At 39.7% G+C, this 21041-nt stretch carries 19 protein-coding genes; 9 read left to right on the forward strand and 10 right to left on the reverse strand.

From position 1 onward, the window contains the following. The first annotated feature begins 87 nt into the window (after positions 1-87). The 4 genes from LXL81_RS14285 to LXL81_RS14300 all read left to right on the forward strand — a co-directional run bounded on the left by LXL81_RS14285 (position 88) and on the right by LXL81_RS14300 (position 4032). Positions 88-432: a hypothetical protein gene (locus LXL81_RS14285; protein ID WP_194122190.1), complete on the forward strand. Its 345-nt coding sequence runs from the start codon at positions 88-90 to the stop codon at positions 430-432. After that, on the forward strand, positions 429-746 hold the full coding sequence (locus tag LXL81_RS14290; RefSeq protein ID WP_234647475.1) for a cell division protein ZapA: 318 nt from the start codon (positions 429-431) through the stop codon (positions 744-746). The genes LXL81_RS14285 and LXL81_RS14290 overlap by 4 nt, the downstream gene beginning before the upstream one ends. Positions 747-908: 162 nt before the next feature. After that, positions 909-2480, forward strand: a complete 1572-nt coding sequence (gene rny, locus LXL81_RS14295) for a ribonuclease Y (protein WP_234647476.1) — start codon at positions 909-911, stop codon at positions 2478-2480. A gap of 16 nt (positions 2481-2496) precedes the next feature. After that, entirely contained in the window at positions 2497-4032 is a 1536-nt protein-coding gene (locus LXL81_RS14300; protein ID WP_234647477.1) for a sigma 54-interacting transcriptional regulator, read from the forward strand. A gap of 100 nt (positions 4033-4132) precedes the next feature. Here LXL81_RS14300 and recA read toward each other — a convergent pair whose 3' ends face one another. Next, positions 4133-5203 carry a recombinase RecA gene (gene recA, locus LXL81_RS14305; protein ID WP_234647478.1) on the reverse strand — a complete coding sequence of 357 codons (1071 nt, stop codon included), beginning with the start codon at positions 5201-5203 and terminating at the stop codon, positions 4133-4135. A gap of 503 nt (positions 5204-5706) precedes the next feature. On the opposite strand from recA, the gene LXL81_RS14310 reads away from it, so the two are divergent. The 3 genes from LXL81_RS14310 to LXL81_RS14320 all read left to right on the forward strand — a co-directional run bounded on the left by LXL81_RS14310 (position 5707) and on the right by LXL81_RS14320 (position 8497). Next, complete coding sequence (locus LXL81_RS14310; protein ID WP_234647479.1) at positions 5707-6453, forward strand: acyl-CoA desaturase; 747 nt, start codon at positions 5707-5709, stop codon at positions 6451-6453. A gap of 195 nt (positions 6454-6648) precedes the next feature. After that, positions 6649-7686 (forward strand): aminopeptidase, encoded by a 1038-nt coding sequence (locus LXL81_RS14315; RefSeq protein WP_234647480.1) that lies wholly within the window; start codon positions 6649-6651, stop codon positions 7684-7686. Between the two features lie 16 nt (positions 7687-7702). Beyond that, on the forward strand, positions 7703-8497 hold the full coding sequence (locus LXL81_RS14320) for a DUF3108 domain-containing protein (RefSeq protein ID WP_234647481.1): 795 nt from the start codon (positions 7703-7705) through the stop codon (positions 8495-8497). Here LXL81_RS14320 and LXL81_RS14325 read toward each other — a convergent pair. Both LXL81_RS14325 and dnaA read right to left on the reverse strand, forming a co-directional pair. Next, a complete protein-coding gene (locus LXL81_RS14325) occupies positions 8463-9467 on the reverse strand; it encodes a hypothetical protein (RefSeq protein WP_234647482.1) in 1005 nt (334 codons plus the stop codon). The genes LXL81_RS14320 and LXL81_RS14325 overlap by 35 nt on opposite strands. A gap of 11 nt (positions 9468-9478) precedes the next feature. Beyond that, positions 9479-10936 (reverse strand): chromosomal replication initiator protein DnaA, encoded by a 1458-nt coding sequence (gene dnaA / locus LXL81_RS14330; protein ID WP_159474096.1) that lies wholly within the window; start codon positions 10934-10936, stop codon positions 9479-9481. A 237-nt stretch (positions 10937-11173) separates the two neighbouring features. Here dnaA and LXL81_RS14335 point away from each other — a divergent pair, with 237 nt between their 5' ends. Beyond that, positions 11174-12550 carry a methylmalonyl-CoA mutase family protein gene (locus LXL81_RS14335; RefSeq protein WP_234647483.1) on the forward strand — a complete coding sequence of 459 codons (1377 nt, stop codon included), beginning with the start codon at positions 11174-11176 and terminating at the stop codon, positions 12548-12550. 46 nt (positions 12551-12596) lie between these two features. Then, positions 12597-14741: a methylmalonyl-CoA mutase gene (scpA, locus tag LXL81_RS14340; RefSeq protein WP_234647484.1), complete on the forward strand. Its 2145-nt coding sequence runs from the start codon at positions 12597-12599 to the stop codon at positions 14739-14741. Positions 14742-14775: 34 nt separating this feature from the next. On the opposite strand, the gene LXL81_RS14345 is transcribed toward scpA, so the two are convergent. The 7 genes from LXL81_RS14345 to LXL81_RS14375 are packed head-to-tail and all read right to left on the reverse strand — an operon-like array spanning position 14776 to position 20989. Next, on the reverse strand, positions 14776-16059 hold the full coding sequence (locus LXL81_RS14345; protein WP_234647485.1) for a beta-ketoacyl-[acyl-carrier-protein] synthase family protein: 1284 nt from the start codon (positions 16057-16059) through the stop codon (positions 14776-14778). Further along, on the reverse strand, positions 16043-16309 hold the full coding sequence (locus LXL81_RS14350) for a phosphopantetheine-binding protein (RefSeq protein WP_234647486.1): 267 nt from the start codon (positions 16307-16309) through the stop codon (positions 16043-16045). The genes LXL81_RS14345 and LXL81_RS14350 overlap by 17 nt, the downstream gene beginning before the upstream one ends. 5 nt (positions 16310-16314) lie before the next feature. After that, the gene (locus tag LXL81_RS14355; RefSeq protein ID WP_234647487.1) at positions 16315-17592 is read right to left on the reverse strand and encodes an ABC transporter permease; all 1278 of its coding nucleotides are present in this window, start codon (positions 17590-17592) and stop codon (positions 16315-16317) included. A gap of 4 nt (positions 17593-17596) precedes the next feature. Continuing rightward, on the reverse strand, positions 17597-18346 hold the full coding sequence (locus LXL81_RS14360) for an ABC transporter ATP-binding protein (RefSeq protein ID WP_234647488.1): 750 nt from the start codon (positions 18344-18346) through the stop codon (positions 17597-17599). Between the two features lie 27 nt (positions 18347-18373). After that, on the reverse strand, positions 18374-19405 hold the full coding sequence (locus LXL81_RS29160; protein WP_234647489.1) for a BtrH N-terminal domain-containing protein: 1032 nt from the start codon (positions 19403-19405) through the stop codon (positions 18374-18376). 4 nt (positions 19406-19409) lie between these two features. Continuing rightward, on the reverse strand, positions 19410-19808 hold the full coding sequence (locus tag LXL81_RS14370; RefSeq protein ID WP_234647490.1) for a hypothetical protein: 399 nt from the start codon (positions 19806-19808) through the stop codon (positions 19410-19412). A gap of 38 nt (positions 19809-19846) precedes the next feature. After that, positions 19847-20989, reverse strand: coding sequence for a beta-ketoacyl-ACP synthase III (locus LXL81_RS14375; RefSeq protein WP_234647491.1), 1143 nt, complete (start codon positions 20987-20989; stop codon positions 19847-19849). Between the last annotated feature and the right edge of the window lie 52 nt (positions 20990-21041).

Raw genomic sequence — 21041 nt, forward strand, 5'->3', positions numbered from 1 at the left:
GTAAAACGTACAAACGATATTAAAACCGGGCGGCAATCTGTCCGGTTTTAGATTTTAACTGCGGCTAGCTCCGCTTTCGTCAAAAAAATGGAAGAGCTCACTCCCCGAATGATTGAAAGAAAATTGTCTGACTTGGAGAAGAAGTTGGACATCTTAATCATGACGAAAGAGAAACTAAGTTGGTCAGTTTCAGAATTACTACGTGAAAACTCGGAGTTGCGAAACAACAACAACGAGTTAAAAGAAGAAGTAAAAGAAATAAAGAAAAAATACACTACTTTGCAAAAAGACTTTAATAAGTCTAAAACTTTCGTTAAAATTGTCACTAGTAAACTGACACCAACAGGCGGTTTGTCCGAACTGAAAGAATCTGTTGAACGATATATTGAAGAGATCGATAAGTGCATTGAATTGCTTGAAGATACCTTATGAAAAATAATCATATACCCAATCCCGATGTTTCAGTCTTCATCAAGATACTTGACAGAGGTTTTAAGTTGAGTGTTCCGGCTGACCAGGAAATATTTTACAGGGATGGTTATGATACATTCATGGAACGAGTACGAATAATTAAGAATAAAGGAAAAGGGAAAGGTTACGACGATATCGAGGCCATAGCGCTTGCTTCCATTGAGTGCCTGGTGGCATTACAACGGAACCAGGTCGAGACAGAACGTCTGATGTCCATGTTCGATAACAGGGTGAATATTCTGGATGAAAAAGTTTCAGAAGGTATCCCCAATTAAGTCAGTAAATTTCTGCCTTGCAATGAGCTAAACAGCTATTTTGCAGTCATTTAAACTTTTTATTAATCGTAAAAGATCTCCTTATAATCGCAAAACAGAGAAGTTCGGCATTTTAAACGCATGTAGTCGGTAGAACCCAACTATTGTAAACACATTACTAAAATGTCAAATTCTTTAATTTTTATTGCACTTCTATCTGATATCATCGCACTGGGTGTGGGGGTATTTGCAGGTAAATACATTTTCAAAAAGTCTTTCGATCAAAAAGAAAAAGATGCCCAGGACAGGGCAGCTGAGATCGTACGCAATGCCGAGCAATCCGCTGAAAATATCAAAAAAGACCGGATTCTTGAAGCAAAAGAAAAGTACCTGCGACTGAAAAGTGAATTTGAAGAAGAATCCAACAAGAAAAGAGTGATTCTTCAGACCAACGAACAAAAGCTGAAACAGCGCGAACAAAGTCTTCAGCAAACGGTTGAGGTAAGTAAACGCAAGGAAGCGGAGGTTGAAACATTAAAAAACAATCTTACGCATCAGCTTGAAACCGCTACAAAAAAGCGTGAAGAGGCTGAAAAAATGCTTAGCCAGCAGGTAGCCCAGCTGGAAAAACTTGCTAACCTGACAGCGGATCAGGCAAGAGAGCAATTGGTAGATGCACTGAAAGCAGAAGCCGATACCAGAGCCGGTTCATACGTGAAGAGTGCGATGGAGGAAGCCCGTCTTACTGCAACAAAAGAAGCCAAGAAAATCGTTATTGAAACCATTCAACGCACTGCTGCGGAACATGCTATTGAAAACTGCGTATCTGTTTTCAATATTGAAAATGACGATATCAAAGGAAAGATCATTGGTCGTGAAGGACGGAATATTCGTGCATTGGAAGCAGCAACAGGGGTTGAAATTATTGTAGATGATACTCCGGAAGCAATTGTAATTTCAGGATTTGATCCTGTTCGCCGTGAAATTGCCCGTCTTTCTTTACACCGTCTGGTTCAGGATGGTAGGATTCACCCGGCTCGTATTGAAGAAGTTGTTGCAAAAACGCGTAAAAATATTGACGATGAAATCGTTGAAATTGGCGAGCGTACTGTAATCGATATGGGTATTCACGGATTGCACCCTGAGCTTGTAAAAATGATCGGACGTATGCGCTTCCGTTCTTCCTATGGACAAAATCTTTTACAGCATTCGAGAGAAGTTGCAAAGCTTTGTGCAACTATGGCGTCGGAATTGGGGTTAAATACTAAACTGGCAAAACGTGCCGGTCTGTTACATGATATTGGAAAAGTTTGGCCGGAAGAATCAGATTTGCCACACGCAATTCTGGGTATGGAACTTGCCAAAAAATTCAAGGAAAATCCGGAAGTGTGTAATGCAATCGGAGCTCACCATGATGAGATCGAAATGACAAGTATCTTGTCTCCGATCATCCAGGTTTGTGATGCGATTTCAGGTTCTCGTCCGGGTGCTCGTCGTGAAATGATGGAATCTTACATCCAACGTTTGCGTGACCTTGAAAATATGGCCATGTCATTTGATGGTGTTGAGAAATGTTATGCAATACAGGCGGGTCGTGAACTTCGTGTGATTATTGATGCAGATAACGTTTCTGATGAAAAAGCGGGTATGCTTTCTTTTGACATCTCGCAAAAAATTGAAAAAGAAATGCAGTATCCGGGACAAATAAAAATTACTGTAATCCGCGAAATGCGCTCAGTAGCCTATGCGCGGTAAAATAGCCTAACGATACATGAAATATTCAGAGCTGACAAGTACACAAACATTAGGCATTCATACGCTTGGTGAATTAAAAAAAGCTGGTTACGAGTCCCGTTCTATCAAGCAGGAACTTCGGGATAACCTTATTGAAAAAATAAAAAGTAAAACAGAAGTTTTCCCGGGTATCTGGGGATATGAAGAAACAGTAATTCCTGATGTTGAGCGTGCGATTTTATCAATGCATAATATCAATTTATTAGGTTTGCGCGGGCAGGCGAAAACGCGTATTGCCCGTATGATGGTGAATTTACTGGATGAATATATTCCATTCGTGAAAGACTCTGAACTTCACGATGATCCTCTGGCTCCCTTATCACGTTTCGCAAAAGATGTAATTGAAGAAAAGGGTGACAATACGCCGATTGAATGGCTGCACAGAAGTGAGCGGTATACAGAAAAACTGGCTACGCCTGATGTTTCTGTGGCGGATTTGATTGGTGATGTCGATCCGATCAAAGCAGCAACTTTGAGGCTACCATACTCAGACGAGCGTGTTATTCATTATGGATTGATTCCCCGTTCTCATCGTGGAATCTTTGTAATCAATGAGTTACCCGATTTGCAGGCACGTATCCAGGTTGCTTTGTTTAATATTTTGCAGGAAGGCGATATTCAGATCCGTGGTTTTAAATTGAGATTACCGCTTGATATTCAATTTGTATTTACCGCCAACCCGGAAGATTATACAAACCGTGGTAGTATCGTAACACCGCTGAAAGACCGTATTGAGAGCCAGATTGTAACGCATTATCCAAAAACACTTGAAGTCGGTAAGAAAATTACTGAACAGGAAGCTGTCATTAAAAAGGAGCAAAAACAAATTGTCAAGGTTAACGAGCTGGTTAAAACCCTCATTGAACAAATTGCCTTTGAGGCGCGAGAAAGTGAATATGTCGACAGTAAAAGCGGTGTTTCTGCCCGTTTGACGATTTCTGCTTTTGAAAGTCTTTTAAGTTCTGCCGAAAGACGTGCGCTTATCAATGGTGAGGATTCGACATACGTTCGAATTTCAGACCTTTATGGAGTAATTCCTGCGATTTGTGGAAAAGTTGAATTAGTATATGAAGGCGAAGTTGAAGGACCGGTGATCGTGGCGCAAAACCTGATTGGAAAAGCGATTCGTACACAATTCCTGAATTACTTCCCGGATCCTGAAAAATCCAAAAAGAGCAAGATCAATCCATTTGCAAAAGTGATTGAATGGTTTGGCTCAGGAAATGAAATGGAAATGATCGGTGATATGCCTGATCGTGAATATATCGCCCGTCTTAAAACCATAGATGGCCTGGATGATTTCGTGGATATGCTAAGTGCGTACGGCGATTCCAATGAAAAACTTTTCATGATGGAATTTGCTTTGCACGGTATGGCGGAATATTCGTTGATCGGAAAACAATCGCTAGATCAGGGAATCAAATTCCAGGACCTTGTGAGTAGCATGTTCTCCGGACCTGATGATGAAGATTTCGATTTTGACGATGATGATGACGAAAAAGGTGGATTTTAAAATCAGTCTTTTTTAATATTCAATATAAAAGTAAAATCCTCCAAAAATTTTCCGGAGGATTTTACTTTTATATACTAATCAGAAAAATTCGATCTGAAAATTATTCAGGAGATCCTTCGTCGATCACATTAGGCTCCAATGTATCAATCAGAACATCCGGCTCGTGATTTACTTTTGCACGAACTTTTGCTTCCAGCTCATCCATTAATTCCGGATTATCCTTGATAAGCGCTTTAACAGCATCACGGCCTTGTCCAAGACGATTTCCGTCATAACTAAACCATGAACCCGATTTCTTAACGATTTCAAGTTCCACAGCAAGGTCGATGATCTCTCCTACTTTTGAGATTCCCTCACCGTACATAATGTCAAATTCAACGACCTTAAACGGAGGTGCAACTTTATTTTTAACAACCTTCACACGTGTACGATTACCAAGAATCTGGTCAGCACTTTCTTTGATCTGACCGACACGACGGATATCCAGACGTACCGAAGCATAGTATTTCAGTGCGTTACCACCCGTAGTTGTTTCAGGATTACCAAACATCACACCAATTTTCTCACGAAGCTGATTGATGAAAATACAGCAGCATCCAGTTTTATTGATAACACCGGTAAGCTTACGTAATGCCTGAGACATCAAACGTGCCTGAAGACCCATTTTACTATCTCCCATTTCACCTTCAAGTTCGGCACGCGGAACCAAAGCTGCAACCGAGTCAATCACGATAATATCCACGGCTCCGCTACTGATCAAATGTTCAGCAATTTCCAAGGCCTGCTCTCCATTATCAGGCTGCGATATCAAAAGATTTTTTGTATCAATACCCAGTTTTTCCGCATAAGCACGGTCGAAAGCATGTTCCGCATCAATGAATGCAGCCAAACCGCCTCTCTTCTGAGCTTCTGCAATACAATGCATTGACAACGTAGTTTTACCAGAAGATTCCGGGCCATAAATCTCAACGACACGGCCACGAGGAACGCCCCCTACCCCAAGAGCCAGATCCAGCCCAAGAGAACCAGTTGAAATAACCGGGATATCCAAAACCTTGGTATCACTCAAACGCATTACAGTTCCCTTACCGTAAGTTTTGTCAAGTTTTTCAAGCGTAGTTTGAAGTGCTTTTAATTTGTTTTCTTTATCCGTTGTTGTTGGTTGTGCCATAAAGCAGGACAAGTTGATTTTAGTTTGTAAATAATCGCGGTTTTTTAAACATAAACCACATGAAATCACTTATTTGATAAGTGTAAATTTACCTATTTTTAATGAAACTTAAAAGATAAATTCATTAACATAACGTAATATAAATTCCGAATTTAACACTGGTATAAATTGTCAGCAGATAAACTCAGTAACAAAGATATGATATTTTCCGTATCAATTAAAATATTATGTAATTTATTTATAACATAATATTAAAGAGACAATTAGTTCCAAAAATAGATTGTTTTGATACGTCATGGATCAAAATTTTCAAGGAATATATATCAAACCAGAACTTGAACCGGCGTTAAAAACCATCCCCAAAACCTGTCCTGCACTTGCTGCAAATTTCTTTTTTCCCGCGTTATCAAAATCCTTTCTTCAACTGACATTTATCATCTTTCTGTAACAGATGCAGCAATAGCTTTGTCGCATTAAATCAATTTATTATCAGGTTTCTTTCAATGATCATCGTACTTTTTTTTATTGCACACTGGTACCTTTCACTGCTGATGCAGACTTTTTTCCTGCATCGTTACGCCGCACACAAAATGTTTACCATGAGTCCCTTCTGGGAGAAATTTTTCTATACCGCCACCTGGATCTTTCAAGGGTCATCCTTTTTAAGTCCCTATGCATATGGCGTCATGCACAGACTGCACCACGCCTATGCAGATACAGAACTCGATCCACATTCTCCCAGTTTCTCTGAAAGCATTGTGGACATGATGTGGAAGACGAAAAATTACTATAACAACATTGTTCATAAAACAGACACAATAGAACCAAAATTCAAGAAAGGCGTTCCTCATTGGGCGTTTATGGAAAAACTGGGAGATTCCTGGATTTCGCGCTTAGGTTGGGGTCTTTTTTATGTGGCCTTTTACATTCAGTTTGCAACGTCCTGGTGGATGTTTCTACTGCTTCCAATCCATTTTTTGATGGGACCGGTACATGGCGTGATCATCAACTGGTATGCGCATCGTTACGGCTATGTCAATTTCAAAGTGGATGACACAGCAAAAAATCTGCTTCCTTTTGATTTTTTAATGATGGGCGAATCTTACCATAACAATCACCACAAGTATGGCGGACGGGCAAATTTTGGATTTAAATGGCATGAATTTGACCCTACATATCCTTTTATTTTACTTCTCAACAAACTAAAAATAATTCATCTTAAACCAAACAATGATTTGAATTACATGTAGCTTCTCCTCTTTTGTCACGAACACACTAATTTTCACGAATTGAAACTTGAAATTTAGACTCAAAATTATTTGTTACCAGACGTGAAGAAATTGTAATCCCATCAATTAAACCAACAGGTTTTCTCTATTTTTGTATTATCAAAAAAGGCCGGTATTATTAACTGGCCTTTTTCGGTATTACAAAACCGTCTATCTGTGATTAAAAAAATATTTCTTGGCTTATTTATAATCCTGCTGGCATTAGGCATTTATTATCATGATCTGGTCAGCTATGGCTGGATGCAGGGAAAGGGGCAGATTACGATGCTCATGAATGTTCAGGATGTGGATGATGTTCTTAACGATCCTACCTTTCCGGACTCTCTGAAATCAAGAATTCGACTGATTGAGGAAATCAAACAATTTGGCGTGGATTCGCTTGGTTTAAGCCCTTCAAAAAACTATACTACTTTTTATGACCAGCATGGCAAACCGCTCATCTGGGTTATCAATGCCTCGGACAGATACCGCATAAAGGCATACAAATGGTCATTCCCGATCATAGGGACTTTTCCATATAAAGGATATTTCGATTCAACGCGGGCTGTAAGGGAAGAAAAAGTTTTGAAACAGGAAGGTTTTGATACGGATATTGGGGAAGTTTCTGCGTGGTCTACTTTGGGATATCTTAAAGACCCCATTCTTTCAAGTATGCTAAGGAGACGTGAAGGAAGTCTGGCCAATCTTATTCTTCATGAGCTGACACATGGTACACTTTTTGTCAAAAATGATCTTGAACTTAATGAAAATCTGGCCAGTTTTGTCGGAGATCTGGGTGCTATCCGTTTTCTCAGACAAAAATATGGTCTGAATTCAAAAGAACTTCGTACATATGAATTTTCGAAAAAGTATAGTGATGCTTATTCTCAGCATATGCTTAGAGGAATTTCCAAATTGGACAGTCTTTATAGTTCTTTTGATAAAATAAAAATGGATACAGCGGCAAAAGATATTTTAAAAAACCGCGTAATTTTAAAAATACTTAATGATGCAGATACACTGTTTGCCGATAAAAAAACGTTGAAAACCAAAAGCAGATGGGACGAAAATAACCTGCCAAACAATGCTTACTTTATCAGTTATCAGACTTATAAATCAAAGCAAAATTTATTTCGTAAAGAATTTGAAACCAAATTCAGAGGGGATTTTCGGAAGTATTTGTCTTATTTGAAAGAAAAGTATCCTTCTTTATAGTACTACAACGATATTTATGAAGAGATTGAAAATTACGATTATTGCAGTTTTATCGCTCACGGCGGTGTTGGCATTCAGACAATTTGAACAAAATAGAATTATCGTAAACAAAAGTTTCAGTTTTGGTGAAAGAGTGGAATATCGCGTTCATTATGGATTTATCAATGCGGCAGAAGCCAAAGTTGAAATCGCCAAAAATTTGTCAATCGTCAATAATCATCCCTGCTACAAGATCAATGTTACAGGCCGGACGGTTGGCGCTTTCGATCTGATCACGCGCGTAAGGGATAACTGGCGCTCATATGTGGACACGCTGGCTATTGTACCGCATATGTTTTACCAGAGTATACAGGAAAATAAGTACAGAAAAGAAGAAACTGTTGTTTTTAATCACGACAAAGACCAGGCAACTTCAACTGTCAAGGAAGAAACTAAAACATTCCACACGCCTAATAACGTCAATGACATTATCAGCGGTTACTTTTTCCTTCGTACAATAAATTTTGAAAAAGTAGCTTTGGGAGAGATCATTGAAATCCCGACTTTCTTTGATGGAGAAGTATATAAGCTGCGTATCAAATATGCGGGAAAAGATGTGATTAAAACCAAATTTGGAAAGATTAAAGTTTTAAAATTAAATCCGTTAATACCTGATAATAAGCTTTTTAAAGGTGAAGGCGCTGTGAAATTATGGGTATCAGACGACGTCAATAAAATTCCACTTAAAGCAGAGGTAGAACTTGCGATCGGATCTCTGGAAATGGATATCAAATCAGTTAAAAATCTTCAGACGGAGCTTCAATGGTTTTAGTTGATTTCCGTACCCGCCAGTTTTGAATTTGTTTGAAAGGAAATGGCATATCATTTTTTCTTATTGAAAAATAAGGAATACTTTCCGCTCCAAAACTTTTGTAAAAATCAGCGATTGATTTTATTTCCGGACTTTCAAAGTCAAAAATCAGTTCTTTTCCGGCATTTACTTTGAAGTAATGATCCAGCAAAATAGTCCTCGCATTTTCTTTCCTGCCTGTTAAATCAGCGGAATTAAATAGAAAAACGACCATTTTTCCAGTTTTTACATACAAAGTTCCTGCACTGATCCTTCCATGCTTTTCTGCATAAAAAACATCAACAGCTTCTTTAATTTTTAATTTTTCGAAGAGTTCTGATAAAATGTGATAGGCATTATCAGAAACGCCGCCGGCAATTCCTGATGCATTGTGATTCTGAAATAAATGAGTAAGTGGCTGAATATCTTCACCAGATTTAATAGTCCAGCCAAATTTCCCACCTCGCTTTAAATTAGCTTTTCGATCAGAAGAATACTTAGCCTGTATTTCAGAATATGAATCAGATAGTGAAAGCCAAAAGGTATGATTTTGCTTTACCTCATACTTCGGGAATTGATGCGCAACGTTACGGATAATCGCTGAATTGTGAGGATGGAAATTGTATGAAGAGATATAGGAAAAAGTAGAAGATAGCTTTTCCAAAAATAAACAGAAATGTTGTTCCGGAATTTTCTCAATAGAAAATAAGCCAAGATATTGACAAAATAAAGGCTGCTGAATTACCTCAATATTCCATTTACGCTTAACTGGCAAAGGCATTACTATCAGATAATCGTCCACAGAAGGCCAAACCAGTGCTTTCCAGTTATCGCACACAATATCAAGATACCAACTGAACGCATACGCTACATTTTGTTCCGATTTTGCAATCAAGGCATCCCAACGCTCATCATTAATTTCAGAGCGCGAAAGCAGGATTGGCAAAGTCATGAACTGACTATTTACTTAAAGTAACTGCGCAGTTTTTGCAACGTTTCTTCTACGTCCGGCGTCTCATCCATGAGTAGATTTACACTTTGTATCGAGTGAATAACCGTACTATGATCTCTTCCACCAAAATGATAACCGATTGATTTTAAAGGCAAATCAGTATATTCTTTTGCCAGAAACATAGCCAACTGACGCGGATAAACAACTTCTTTTTTCCGGCTTTTACTTTTCAGATCGGCAATGGTCACTTTAAAATAATCCGCAACCACTTCCTGAATCGTGTCAATGGTTACTTCTTTATCCTCATTCATTACAATGTTTTTCAGCGTATTTTTCGCCAGTTCAACATCAATTTCACGACGGGTCAAAGAAGCCTGGGCCATCAAAGAAACGATTACGCCTTCCAATTCACGCACGTTAGAATTCACGCTGTGCGCAATATATTCAATCACATCGTAATTGATATCAATTCCTTCCGCCTGAATTTTCTTTTGAATGATCGCAATACGCGTTTCGAAATCCGGCGTTTGTAAATCTGCCGTTAAGCCCCATTTAAAGCGTGAAAGCAAACGATCCTGCAAACCTTCCAGCTCTCTGGGCGGACGGTCGCTGGTCATGATAATTTGCTTACCTAACTGGTGCAGGTGATTAAATATATGGAAGAAAGTATCCTGTGTTTTTTCTTTTCCCGACAAAAACTGAACATCATCAATCGCCAGCACATCCACTTTCATGTAGAAATCTGTGAAGTTCTGAAGCGTATTGTTTTTGATAGAGTTAATAAACTGGTTGGTAAATTTTTCAGAAGAAACGTAAAGTACCAGCTTATTATCAAAGTGGTTCATGATATAATTCCCGATGGCCTGTACGAGGTGGGTTTTACCTAATCCTACGCCACCATACATCATCAAAGGGTTGAAGGAAGTCAGACCTGGTCGTTGTGCTACGGCAAAACCCGCAGAACGCGCCAAACGGTTACAATCTCCTTCAATAAAGTTATCAAAAGAATAATTCGGATTCAGATAGGTATCCAGATTCATAGAATCCTGATCCTTCACGTTATTATTATTTGAACCCATTCTCGGATCCGTTGCAAAATTATCCGGTTTTGAATATTTGGGCGACTTCACAGTCGACACATTCATAGTAAGCGGCTGATGCTTCTCATTTCCTGTGTCAACAATGATGGAATACTCCAAAAGACCATCACGACCGATGGCATAGTCCAAAGCTTTTCTTAAAAGATTTACGTAATTATCTTCCAGCCATTCGTAAAAAAACTGACTTGGTACCTGAATCGTAAGGACTTTTCCATAGATTTTTAGTGGTCGGATTGGCTCGAACCACGTTTTAAAACTCTGCTCAGGAATATGCTGCTGAATCACCCTGAGGCAACTATCCCATATTTGGTCTACTTCTCTATGTGCGGTTACTCTTTCCAATGTCAAACTTGCGTAATCAGATATCATAAATCAAAAGGACGGCAAAGATAAGAAAATAGATGGTCTCTGCAGATAAACCAGTGTTGAATTTAAAACCATTCCCAAGGAATACCAAGCCCAAAAATAAATCCATTGAAATAATCCAACCTATTGACGGCCAATTTCCTTTCAGGTAACATGTGAATTGAAAAAATGTAATCCCAAATTAGTAGCTTTGTTTCCTGTGCCTGGTGTTTGAAAAAATGTTCTGTCAAATTTAAAATTATGTCAAAACTGCTGTTTTCAGAATTCAAATTCTCCACAAAAGACACCTGGAAAAAGCAGGCAGAAAAGGAATTAGGAGAAAATAATACGAGGATTGTAAACTGGGAGATTGCTCCTGATCTACTTGTAGACCCCTATTACACAGCGGAAAACAGCAACGACGAACAGGTCCGTGCCTTACAAAATTGCCAGAAAAAAGATTCAGGATGGCTCAATATACCTTTCATTTCTTTTGACAAACCATGGTCGACCAATGAAAAAATAAAATCTTCTTTGGATTCAGGAGCTGATGCGATTATTCTTGATCTGATTGAAACATATCTTTTAAAAACTGAACTTTCAAAAACACTTCACGGGATAAGGCTGAGCGACACACCTATTTTTTTTCGTACCAAAATAAATGCGGAAAATTTATTTGAAGAAATTACTAAGGGAGCAGGATATTACCTGAAAGGCGGAATTTATAACGATCCTTTGGCAAACTGGATGCGGACCGGAACTGATTTTGAGGATGCAGTTGAAAATATCAGCAAGGTCCTTAACAAGACAAAACAGATGCGTGAATTCCGGCCACTGATGATCGAAAGTCATGTGTTTCATAATGCCGGTGCCAATGTCGTCCAGGAACTTGCTTTTCTTTTAGCTTCAATGGTTCATTATCTGGATAAATTAACCGATACCGGGATTGCTCCGCTGCTCGCTTTAAACCGGTTCTTTTATTCAATATCCATTGGGCCGGAATATCTGACGGAAATTGCAAAACTTCGTGCTTTAAGATTTTTGTACCGAAAAATCAGTCGTGCATATCGGGTTCCTGATGAGCTTTGTAAAGTTTTCATTCACACCCGGACCTCATCATTTTACGATTCTGCACATTCGCCTGAAACTAATATGATCAGGTCCACTTCGGAAGCCATGAGTGCCGTAATTGGCGGATGTGATGGTTTGACTGTACAGGCTTTTGATCATTTATTTACAAAACCAAACGAATTCAGCGCGCGTATCGCCAGAAATGTATCCTCCTTGCTGGCCAGCGAAAGTTATCTGAGCGCAGTGGCAGATCCGGGAGCAGGTTCTTATCAGATTGAGATGATGTCGATAAAAATTGCGGATGCAGCCTGGAAATTATTTTTACAAACAGAAGAAAAAGGTGGTTTGATTTCTTGTTTCAGGGAAGGTTTTATTCAATCTGAAATTGAAAATTCCTGGCAGAAAAAAATAGATGATCTTAAAAACGGAAAAATTATGGTTGGAGTTAATAAATACCAAAATGAAGAAAATTCCGATGCAGTGCCAGACATTGACCTATTGAAAAACAATGGAGATTTTGTGATCTTACCAAACAGAAATTTGTCCGCAACAATTTTCAAAAAATAGAGGAAGTCTTAGCTTGAATCTGCTTTTAAAATAAAAAACTGAAACTATGAAGCCTGATTTTAAAAATATTGTGCTTCAAAACAGTGAAGACCGCTTACCGGCTTCAAAGAAAATAGTAAAATCTTTTACAACGCAGGAAGGAATAAAGTTAAAATCATCTTACAAAAAGGAAGATTTGGCTGAATCGGAACATCTTGGTTCCGGTGCTGGTACAGCCCCATATCTTCGGGGCCCGTATGCCAGTATGTACCTGGAAAGACCATGGACAATACGCCAATATGCCGGTTTTTCAACCGCTGAGGATTCCAATGCCTTTTACAGGCGCAATTTAGCTGGCGGACAAAAAGGTCTTTCTGTGGCTTTTGATCTGGCCACCCACCGTGGTTATGACTCTGACCATCCGCGTGTGACGGGTGATGTTGGAAAAGCAGGCGTTGCTATTGATTCCGTGGAAGATGTCAAAATCCTTTTTGATAAGATACCGCTCAATGAAATGTCCGTTTCCATGACCATGAACGGAGCGGTTATTCCGATCATGGCCTTTTTCATTGTTGCCGCCGAGGAGCAGGGAGTATCTGCTGAAAAACTTTCCGGGACAATCCAGAATGATATTCTGAAAGAATTTATGGTACGAAATACTTACATATATCCGCCGGCACCATCCATGCGGATCGTGGGAGATATTTTTGCCTATACTTCCCGTTTCATGCCAAAGTTTAATTCTATCAGCATCAGCGGTTATCATATGCACGAAGCCGGGGCGCCTGCCCATATTGAGCTCGCTTATACGCTGGCAGACGGACTCGAATATATCAGAACCGGGTTAAAAGCAGGAATGGAAATTGATGATTTTGCACCAAGATTATCCTTCTTCTGGGGAATTGGCATGAATCATTTTATGGAAATCGCCAAGCTGCGGGCGGGAAGATTGTTATGGGCAAAAATTGTCAAGCAGTTTAACCCAAAATCAGATAAGTCATTGGCATTGCGTGCGCATTGTCAGACCAGTGGTTACAGTCTCACTGAGCAAGATCCATACAATAACGTTGCCCGGACCTGCGTGGAAGCGATGGCGGCAGTTATGGGACATACACAATCGCTTCATACCAATTCGCTGGATGAGGCGATAGCATTGCCGACAGACTCCTCCGCCAGAATTGCCCGAAATACCCAGTTATTTTTACAGCATGAAACCGATATCTGCAAAGCGGTTGATCCCTGGGGCGGGTCGTATTATGTCGAATATCTGACCAAAGAACTGGCTCAAAAAGCATGGGAATTGATTGAGGAGGTTGAAAAACTGGGTGGTATGACAAAAGCGATCGAAACTGGTTTGCCAAAAATGAAAATAGAAGAAGCCGCTGCCAGAAAACAAGCCAGAATTGACGCTGGACGTGATGTTATAGTAGGTGTTAATAAGTTTAAGACAGATTCGAAAGAAATTTTAGACATACGCGATATTGATAACAACAGTGTCCGGGAAGCACAGATAAACCGGCTTCTCAAAATAAAATCAGAAAGAAATCAGCGGGAAGTTTCCGAATCTTTATCAGCAATAACGACTGCCTGTAAGAAAACGGGAGGTAAAAATATGGAAAGCAATTTGCTGGCATTGGCTGTGGATGCTGCCCGTAAAAGAGCTACCTTAGGTGAAATATCAGACGCGATGGAAAAAGAATTCGGACGATATAAAGCAGTGATCAGGTCGGTATCCGGAATTTATAAATCGGAGGTTTCTGACGATGAAAATTTCCGGCTTGCTCAGGAAATGGCCAATCAGTTTGCAGAAATGGAAGGAAGAAGACCACGGATATTGGTTGCCAAAATGGGTCAGGACGGCCACGACCGTGGTGCAAAGATTATTGCAACTAGTTTTGCTGATCTTGGATTTGACGTAGATATTGGCCCACTTTTCCAGACACCGGAGGAAGTTGCCATAAACGCGGCAGAAAATGATGTCCACATTGTAGGCACTTCAAGTTTGGCTGCGGGACACAAAACGCTGATTCCACAATTGATTGAAGAATTGAAGAAAATTGGACGGGAAGATATTATGGTCGTGGCAGGCGGCGTAATTCCTTCACAGGACTATCAGTTTTTGTATGATGCCGGTGTAAAAGGAATTTTCGGGCCAGGGACGATTATTTCAGTTGCTGCACAGAAGATATTAAAGGAGTTGATGGAGGATTAAATATGCCAAAAAATTGACAGAATTCCCTAAAAATCTATCGCTCATTTGCTTCATCCCAATTACACTTATGACCCAATTTATCAATCAATAACGCATTAAATGTTTTAACCTTTCCCAAAACCAAAGAAGTACAATTCCCGCCAAAACCAAAAGAATTTGAAAGGACATAATTTACCGAAACATTGGACTGCAACTTGGTAATTGGCTTAGCATCAAAACCTTCCATATTTGTTTCAATATGCAAACTTGGATATACTTCTGAATTACGGATGCTCAAAATACTAAATATTGCTTCCACTGCGCCCGAGGCACCCAGCGTATGTCCGGTATATGATTTTGTTGAGCTAAATGGAGGTACTTTTTCAAAAATTTGTGAAATTCCAAACAATTCCACCCGGTCATTATTTGGCGTTCCGGTTCCGTGGGTGTTGATATAGTCTATTTCTGAGGTTACAATCCCGGCGGATTCTATTGCGGTTCTCATTGACATGATCGCTCCAACAGCATCTTCTGACATCGCCGAAGGATGGTGAGCATCATTTGAATTACCGTATCCCAGAATTTCAGCATATACTTTTTTATTACCGGCAATTTCTTCTGACTCCAATACCAGATATGCTCCTGCTTCGCCAAGATTTAAACCATCACGATTTTCATCAAAAGGTTTACACGGAAATTCGGAAAGGATTTTAAGCGCATTGAAACCGTTTACTGTATATTTAGCGAGTGAATCAACACCTCCTACAATAACACGTTTGGCTCTGCCGGATTTTATTAATCTGGCACCCATCATGATCGTATTTGCGGATGAGGAACAAGCTGTGTTAATCGTGTCAGTAAATCCGCTGATCTTGTATTTTTCAATCAGTCGTAATGTATGTGCAGCGCATCCGTATGCTTCAAGATATTCAGAGCCTTCGGATTTCATATTCGCATCCTCATAAAGCTGGTCCGTCAGACACATCCCTCCAACCGTACTCGCAGAAATCAATGCTGTATCGAAAGATGACAATTCCTCCACGCTCAATCCGGCATCAGTAACTGCTTCGTCAAAAGCCTTAACAGCCAACAAACAGGTACGGGTAAAGCCAGATTCTTTTTCAAGATGCAGAAATTCTTTAAGCTGATCATTACTCAGTTTCACTTCCCCGAAAGATAGTGTTTCCGTGTAAAGTGATTCAAAATGAACCGCTTTACCAATTCCATCTTTCCCGGAAATTAAACTGATATGGTTCTCTGACACATTATTTCCCAGTGCAGAAATAAGGCCAATCCCTGTTACATAAACCCTTTTTCCTGCCTCACGCTGTTTTTGCATTGCTGACGATATACTGTGCCATATGGTTTACATCGATCAAAATTTTTCTACCTTCAGCCGGATTTGTGATCTTGATGCCATATTCTCTTTCTAACAATACCACAAGTTCAAGTGAATCGATTGAGTCCAATCCCAGATCCCCGCCGAAAAGAGGTTCGTCGTCCTTAATATCTTCCGGGTTTATATCCAGCAAATTCAAATACTGCACAATTTGCGTTTTTATAACCGGTTTTAAGCTTTCAATTTCCATTAGTATCAGATAATTTTTTCTATTCTAAGTTTAATATAAGTGCAAAGTTGGCAAATCAAAATGAATACTCCCAAAAACAACATCACCCACCTGAGTTCATTCCAGCTGCCCCCTTTCAGAAAAAGTATATAAAATCCTTCCAGACACCAGTGCAAAGGTGAAAAATTACTTGCAAACTGCATGTATTCAGGCATTACAAAAGCAGGTACCAGAATACCTCCAATTGCACCAAAAATAATAATCGAGATCGCACCAAAACCGTTGGCCTGCTCTTGTGTTTTCGCCCAGGAACCTATCAACAATGCATAACTGACAGCCGCCATGCTACTGATCAGGACAACTGCGGCAAAGGCAGGGAAATTTGTTGGGATTGTTAACTCAGGCAAACCAATTTTCGGTAAAATCCAGACGCCGATTGAAAAAGTTAATGCAACCTGCAAAATCGCTACGAGTACGTAAACTACCATTTTGCTGAACATTACAAGCATAAAACTGGTCGGCATTGTTTTCAATCTTAAAAAACTACCATTCACACGCTCCTTAACAATGTTGCTGCCCAGAGAAACCACCATAAAAAACATGGCAAAAATTGTCCAGGCCGGAACGTTATGCTGTGTCGAATTAGGGACCGCCACAGAATTGCTGTTGGTGGCAACGATCTGGTTGATCTTGACCCGGTTCACCGCCATTTTTTGATTCAGGTTTTCCGATTTCGCACCAATTTCCATATCCTTGTAAATCCGGTCAATCATCATTGACTTCTCAATCATGCCCAAATATGAATCAACAACGCCCATAACCGAAGCACTGTAATTTTCCTGTAAAACAGGATCGTGGTAGAAAGATAAGGATGGCATTTTTGCAGTCTTTACCGAAGCAGAATCTGCTTCCAGACCTAGGTCACGCATCATCATGTGACTGATCTCTCCGGTATTGCTTTCCAATCCATTTGTAAAATTGGGGGGAATATAAAGTGCGATCATTTTCCCCCTTGCCAGTAATTCCTTTTTTAAAGCCTTTTCGGGAAGGGCATTAAGTGTGTCAATTTTAAAAAGCCGGGAAGTAATCAGAAGGTCCAGAAGTTTATTTCCCTGATTTCCTTCGTCGTGATTAACAACCAGCATAGGGATCTCGTTTTCATTCACGATTTTATAGGCACTGTCCTGGATTATCGTGATAATAAAAACAAGCAAAAGTGGCATCACAAACATAAGTGCTAACCCTACCTTGTCACTGACAAGCAGAAAAAATTCCTTACGAATGGATGAAAAAATCTTGAACATAGGGTTAATCGCGGTACTCCTCTCCTGTCAGCTTAATAAATAGATCCTGTAAACTTGAAGCGTCATTTTTTGTTAATAATTCATTCATCCCACCCTCCGCGACCACCTTTCCATGGTCTATCAAAGCAATGCGATTACAAAATTCTTCTGCTTCCGACATGTGATGAGAAGTATACACAATCGTTGTGCCAGCCCTGTTAATTTCTTCAAGATATTTTATGATTGCATTTTTACTTTGCACGTCAACACCTACGGTTGGCTCGTCAAGAAAGAGAATTGCAGGTTTGTGAATAAGCCCTATCGCAAGATTTACCCGCCTTTTCATACCTCCCGAAAAAGTCGAAACCTCCTTGTCGGCTACTTTTGTCAGGCCCAATTCATACAGCAATGCATCGATGCGAACAGATAGATCTGCCTTCGACAAATTATACATGGCCCCGAAATAATCAAGATTTTGTCTTGGCGTGAGTTCCTGATAAAAAGCGTATTCCTGAGGAACAAATCCCATTCTGCTCTTGCGCTCGTTACCCGAAATTCCGACGCCTCCGATGTAATAGGAAATATTTCCTTCTGATGGTGGAATAATTCCGCAAAGTATCGAAATAAGTGTCGTTTTACCCGCACCATTCGGCCCAAGTAAACCGTACACATCAGCCTCATTAATTTGAAGATTTACATGGCTCAGACTATCTTCTTGTGCAGATTTATATCGTTTGGTAACATTTTCAATCTGAATCGACGGGCCTGTATACATTAGGAAGCAAATGATTGAGGAAATAAATTATTTCCCCAGATTCAATTTAGAAAGTTTTAAAAATGCTTCTTTTTCAACAGAACGGATTTCAAGAAGGCGATCAGCAATTTCATCGAAACTTTGCTGCTCAGTCAGTCTCCCTTTGTAAACACCCGCCATCTGAATCGCGCTGGCGCGCCACATATCACCAGATTTTGTAAATTCCTCCGAAAGTCCGATCAGGCGATCATCTTGTAAATAGGCAGCTGCCTGTTCGAGAAAAGCGCCATAAAGAAAACGAAAACCACCGCCTCCTGTGCCAATTTCTTCCTGCATCCGAACGATTTGACCAAGATACAAACCAGCTTTTTTCAGCCCGAGTTTATCTCTCCACTTTCTGATGTTATTGGAAGTATAACGAATGCCATTCACCCCTGCAAAATTACCAGGAATGCCGATCATATCCCGAACATTTCGTTTAATCCCTTTTACTATTCCTTTTCTGATAACATCTTCTGTTATCACCCCAACTTTTTCCGGAAAATAAATATGCCCTTTTGGAGCCAGAGGCCCTTGTGCAAAACGTACCTTGGACAGTTCTTCCGCAGACAGCGACGTAACCTCTTCCATGATCGGATCGCTGATCAGGTAGCGGTTATCTTCTTGTCCATACACAATCAGATTGTGCGCATTAAAGTGAAAACGATATTCTTTTGGAAAATAGCTAAGGTGAAAAACCCCAACCTGACAACCGACCGGAGCTCCTTCCTTTATTTTTTTGTCTAAAAATAATTGTGCTTTGACAGGATCGCTGAACTTGTTTCGGGTAACTTCCACGCCCAGGGATCTGCAAGTCCGTTTGAAAATAGCACCCGGCATGGTCCTGAAAGAAATAGCAGGCCCGTTATTGATCGTCAAAAATGGTATTTGTATATAGAAAAGTCCTGAACCCATGCCAAAAGCGAGAGGTTCGGTCATAAAATCGAGACCATGATGACGTAGCAATGCCGTGGTTACACCATTTTCACAATGGGCAGCATGTACGTGATGAAATTCTTCTGTTTTGGTATCGATGTTCACTTCATTAACCTTTAAAATTTTTCAATTCGCCGACTGTTATATCGAAAGCCTGCGCATATTTTTCAAGCTTTTTATCACTCAGTGTTTTAAACACGGAAGGTTTCAGATGTCGGTTTATAAAAAAGCTAAAAAAACCGGTATAACCCGAAAGCACACTAATATCCATTAGATTAAGTTCCATAAAATAATAAACGGGACTTTTCTCTCCGTTGGCAACAGCTTTTCTTGCCTCTTCTACCCGATCATTTACCTCCACCCAGGCACTGTCAAGTGCTTCCTTCTTTATGTCCCAGCCTTTGCTCAGCGCCGTTTCATATTTACCATCCTCATTTTTGACATAACACAATTCCCTAGTTAATCTGGAAAGTGCGCCGGGCTCCTGGGGCAGATCTTCTTTTTTCATTGGGGCTGAATATTAAAATCCGAATGATAAATTTTGTATTAACAAACAGTCAGCAAGCAGAACATGTATGAGAATCTGGAACTTTCCGGAACAGCAAGTAAAATTTTTTCTCCCTTTTTCAATTTCCCGCTGTTGAATATTTCTTCCACCATCATATAAATTGAAGCAGCTCCAACATTTCCCATCGTTGAAAGGTTTGTAAACCATTTTTCTTTCGGAACAGGGATACCGTTTTCAATCAGGACATTTTCAATTTTACTTTCAAAAAAGTAACTTGAAATGTGTGGAAGGAAATAATCCACATCATTCATATCAAATCCTTTTTTATCTAATATCTGTTTCAGGTTATTAAAGCCAAGTATTACGATTTTCTCGCTTAATAATTTCACATCCTGCTTGATACTGAAAATTGATTTATTGAAAATCTCCTCGTTTGTAAAATCCTTGAAACTTTTCAGTGTACCATCTTCCTCTTTGTAAGCACCCATATACATACAAGCTTCTTCTTCATTTGCAAAAGAGCAGCCGTCAATCCATTCGATCTTCAACGAAATTCCGGTTTCGTTTGGTTTACCTTCTACCAAAAATGCTCCTGCTCCGTCCGAAAGCATCCATCGAAGGAAATCCTTATCAAAAGATACATAAGGATTTTGTTCCAAACGTATCAGTTCCTGAACTTCTTCTTCAAATGTGTCCGCACGCAATGAAGGAGAAAAACGCTCAGATGCAACCGCAACTGCCTTTTCCTTATCTTCCAATTTTACAGACATATATGCATATTTCAGCGCATGCATTCCGGCACAACAAACGCCTGAAGGCGAAACCACCTCAATTGTTCCTGTTTCCGGAAGCCATCCATGAATCATCACGCCGTGTGAGGGCATGATTTGGTCAGGACTTGATGTGCCTGCACTTAACAAATCTATATTTTTTAATTCTTCCGGGTTTTCTTTAAAAAGCTGCCTAACGGCCTCAGAAGCCATTTCAGCATTGGTATGTGTTGGTACACCTTCTTTTGTGTATGCGTAATAGCGGCTTTTTATTTTATTATTTCTTAAAACAATTGACTTTGATTTGGATGATTTTCCGTTGATAAATCCCAGATACTCTTCCATTTCCTCATTGGCAACCGCTTCATTAGGAACAAACTTTGAAACCCGGGTAATAAATGCTTCTGACATTGCAATAATAGTATTGATTATTAATAAGTTGATGGAGCTGTTAATTCGTTTT

The sequence above is a fragment of the Dyadobacter sp. CY356 genome (genome assembly GCF_021440195.1).
Lineage (GTDB): Bacteria > Bacteroidota > Bacteroidia > Cytophagales > Spirosomataceae > Dyadobacter.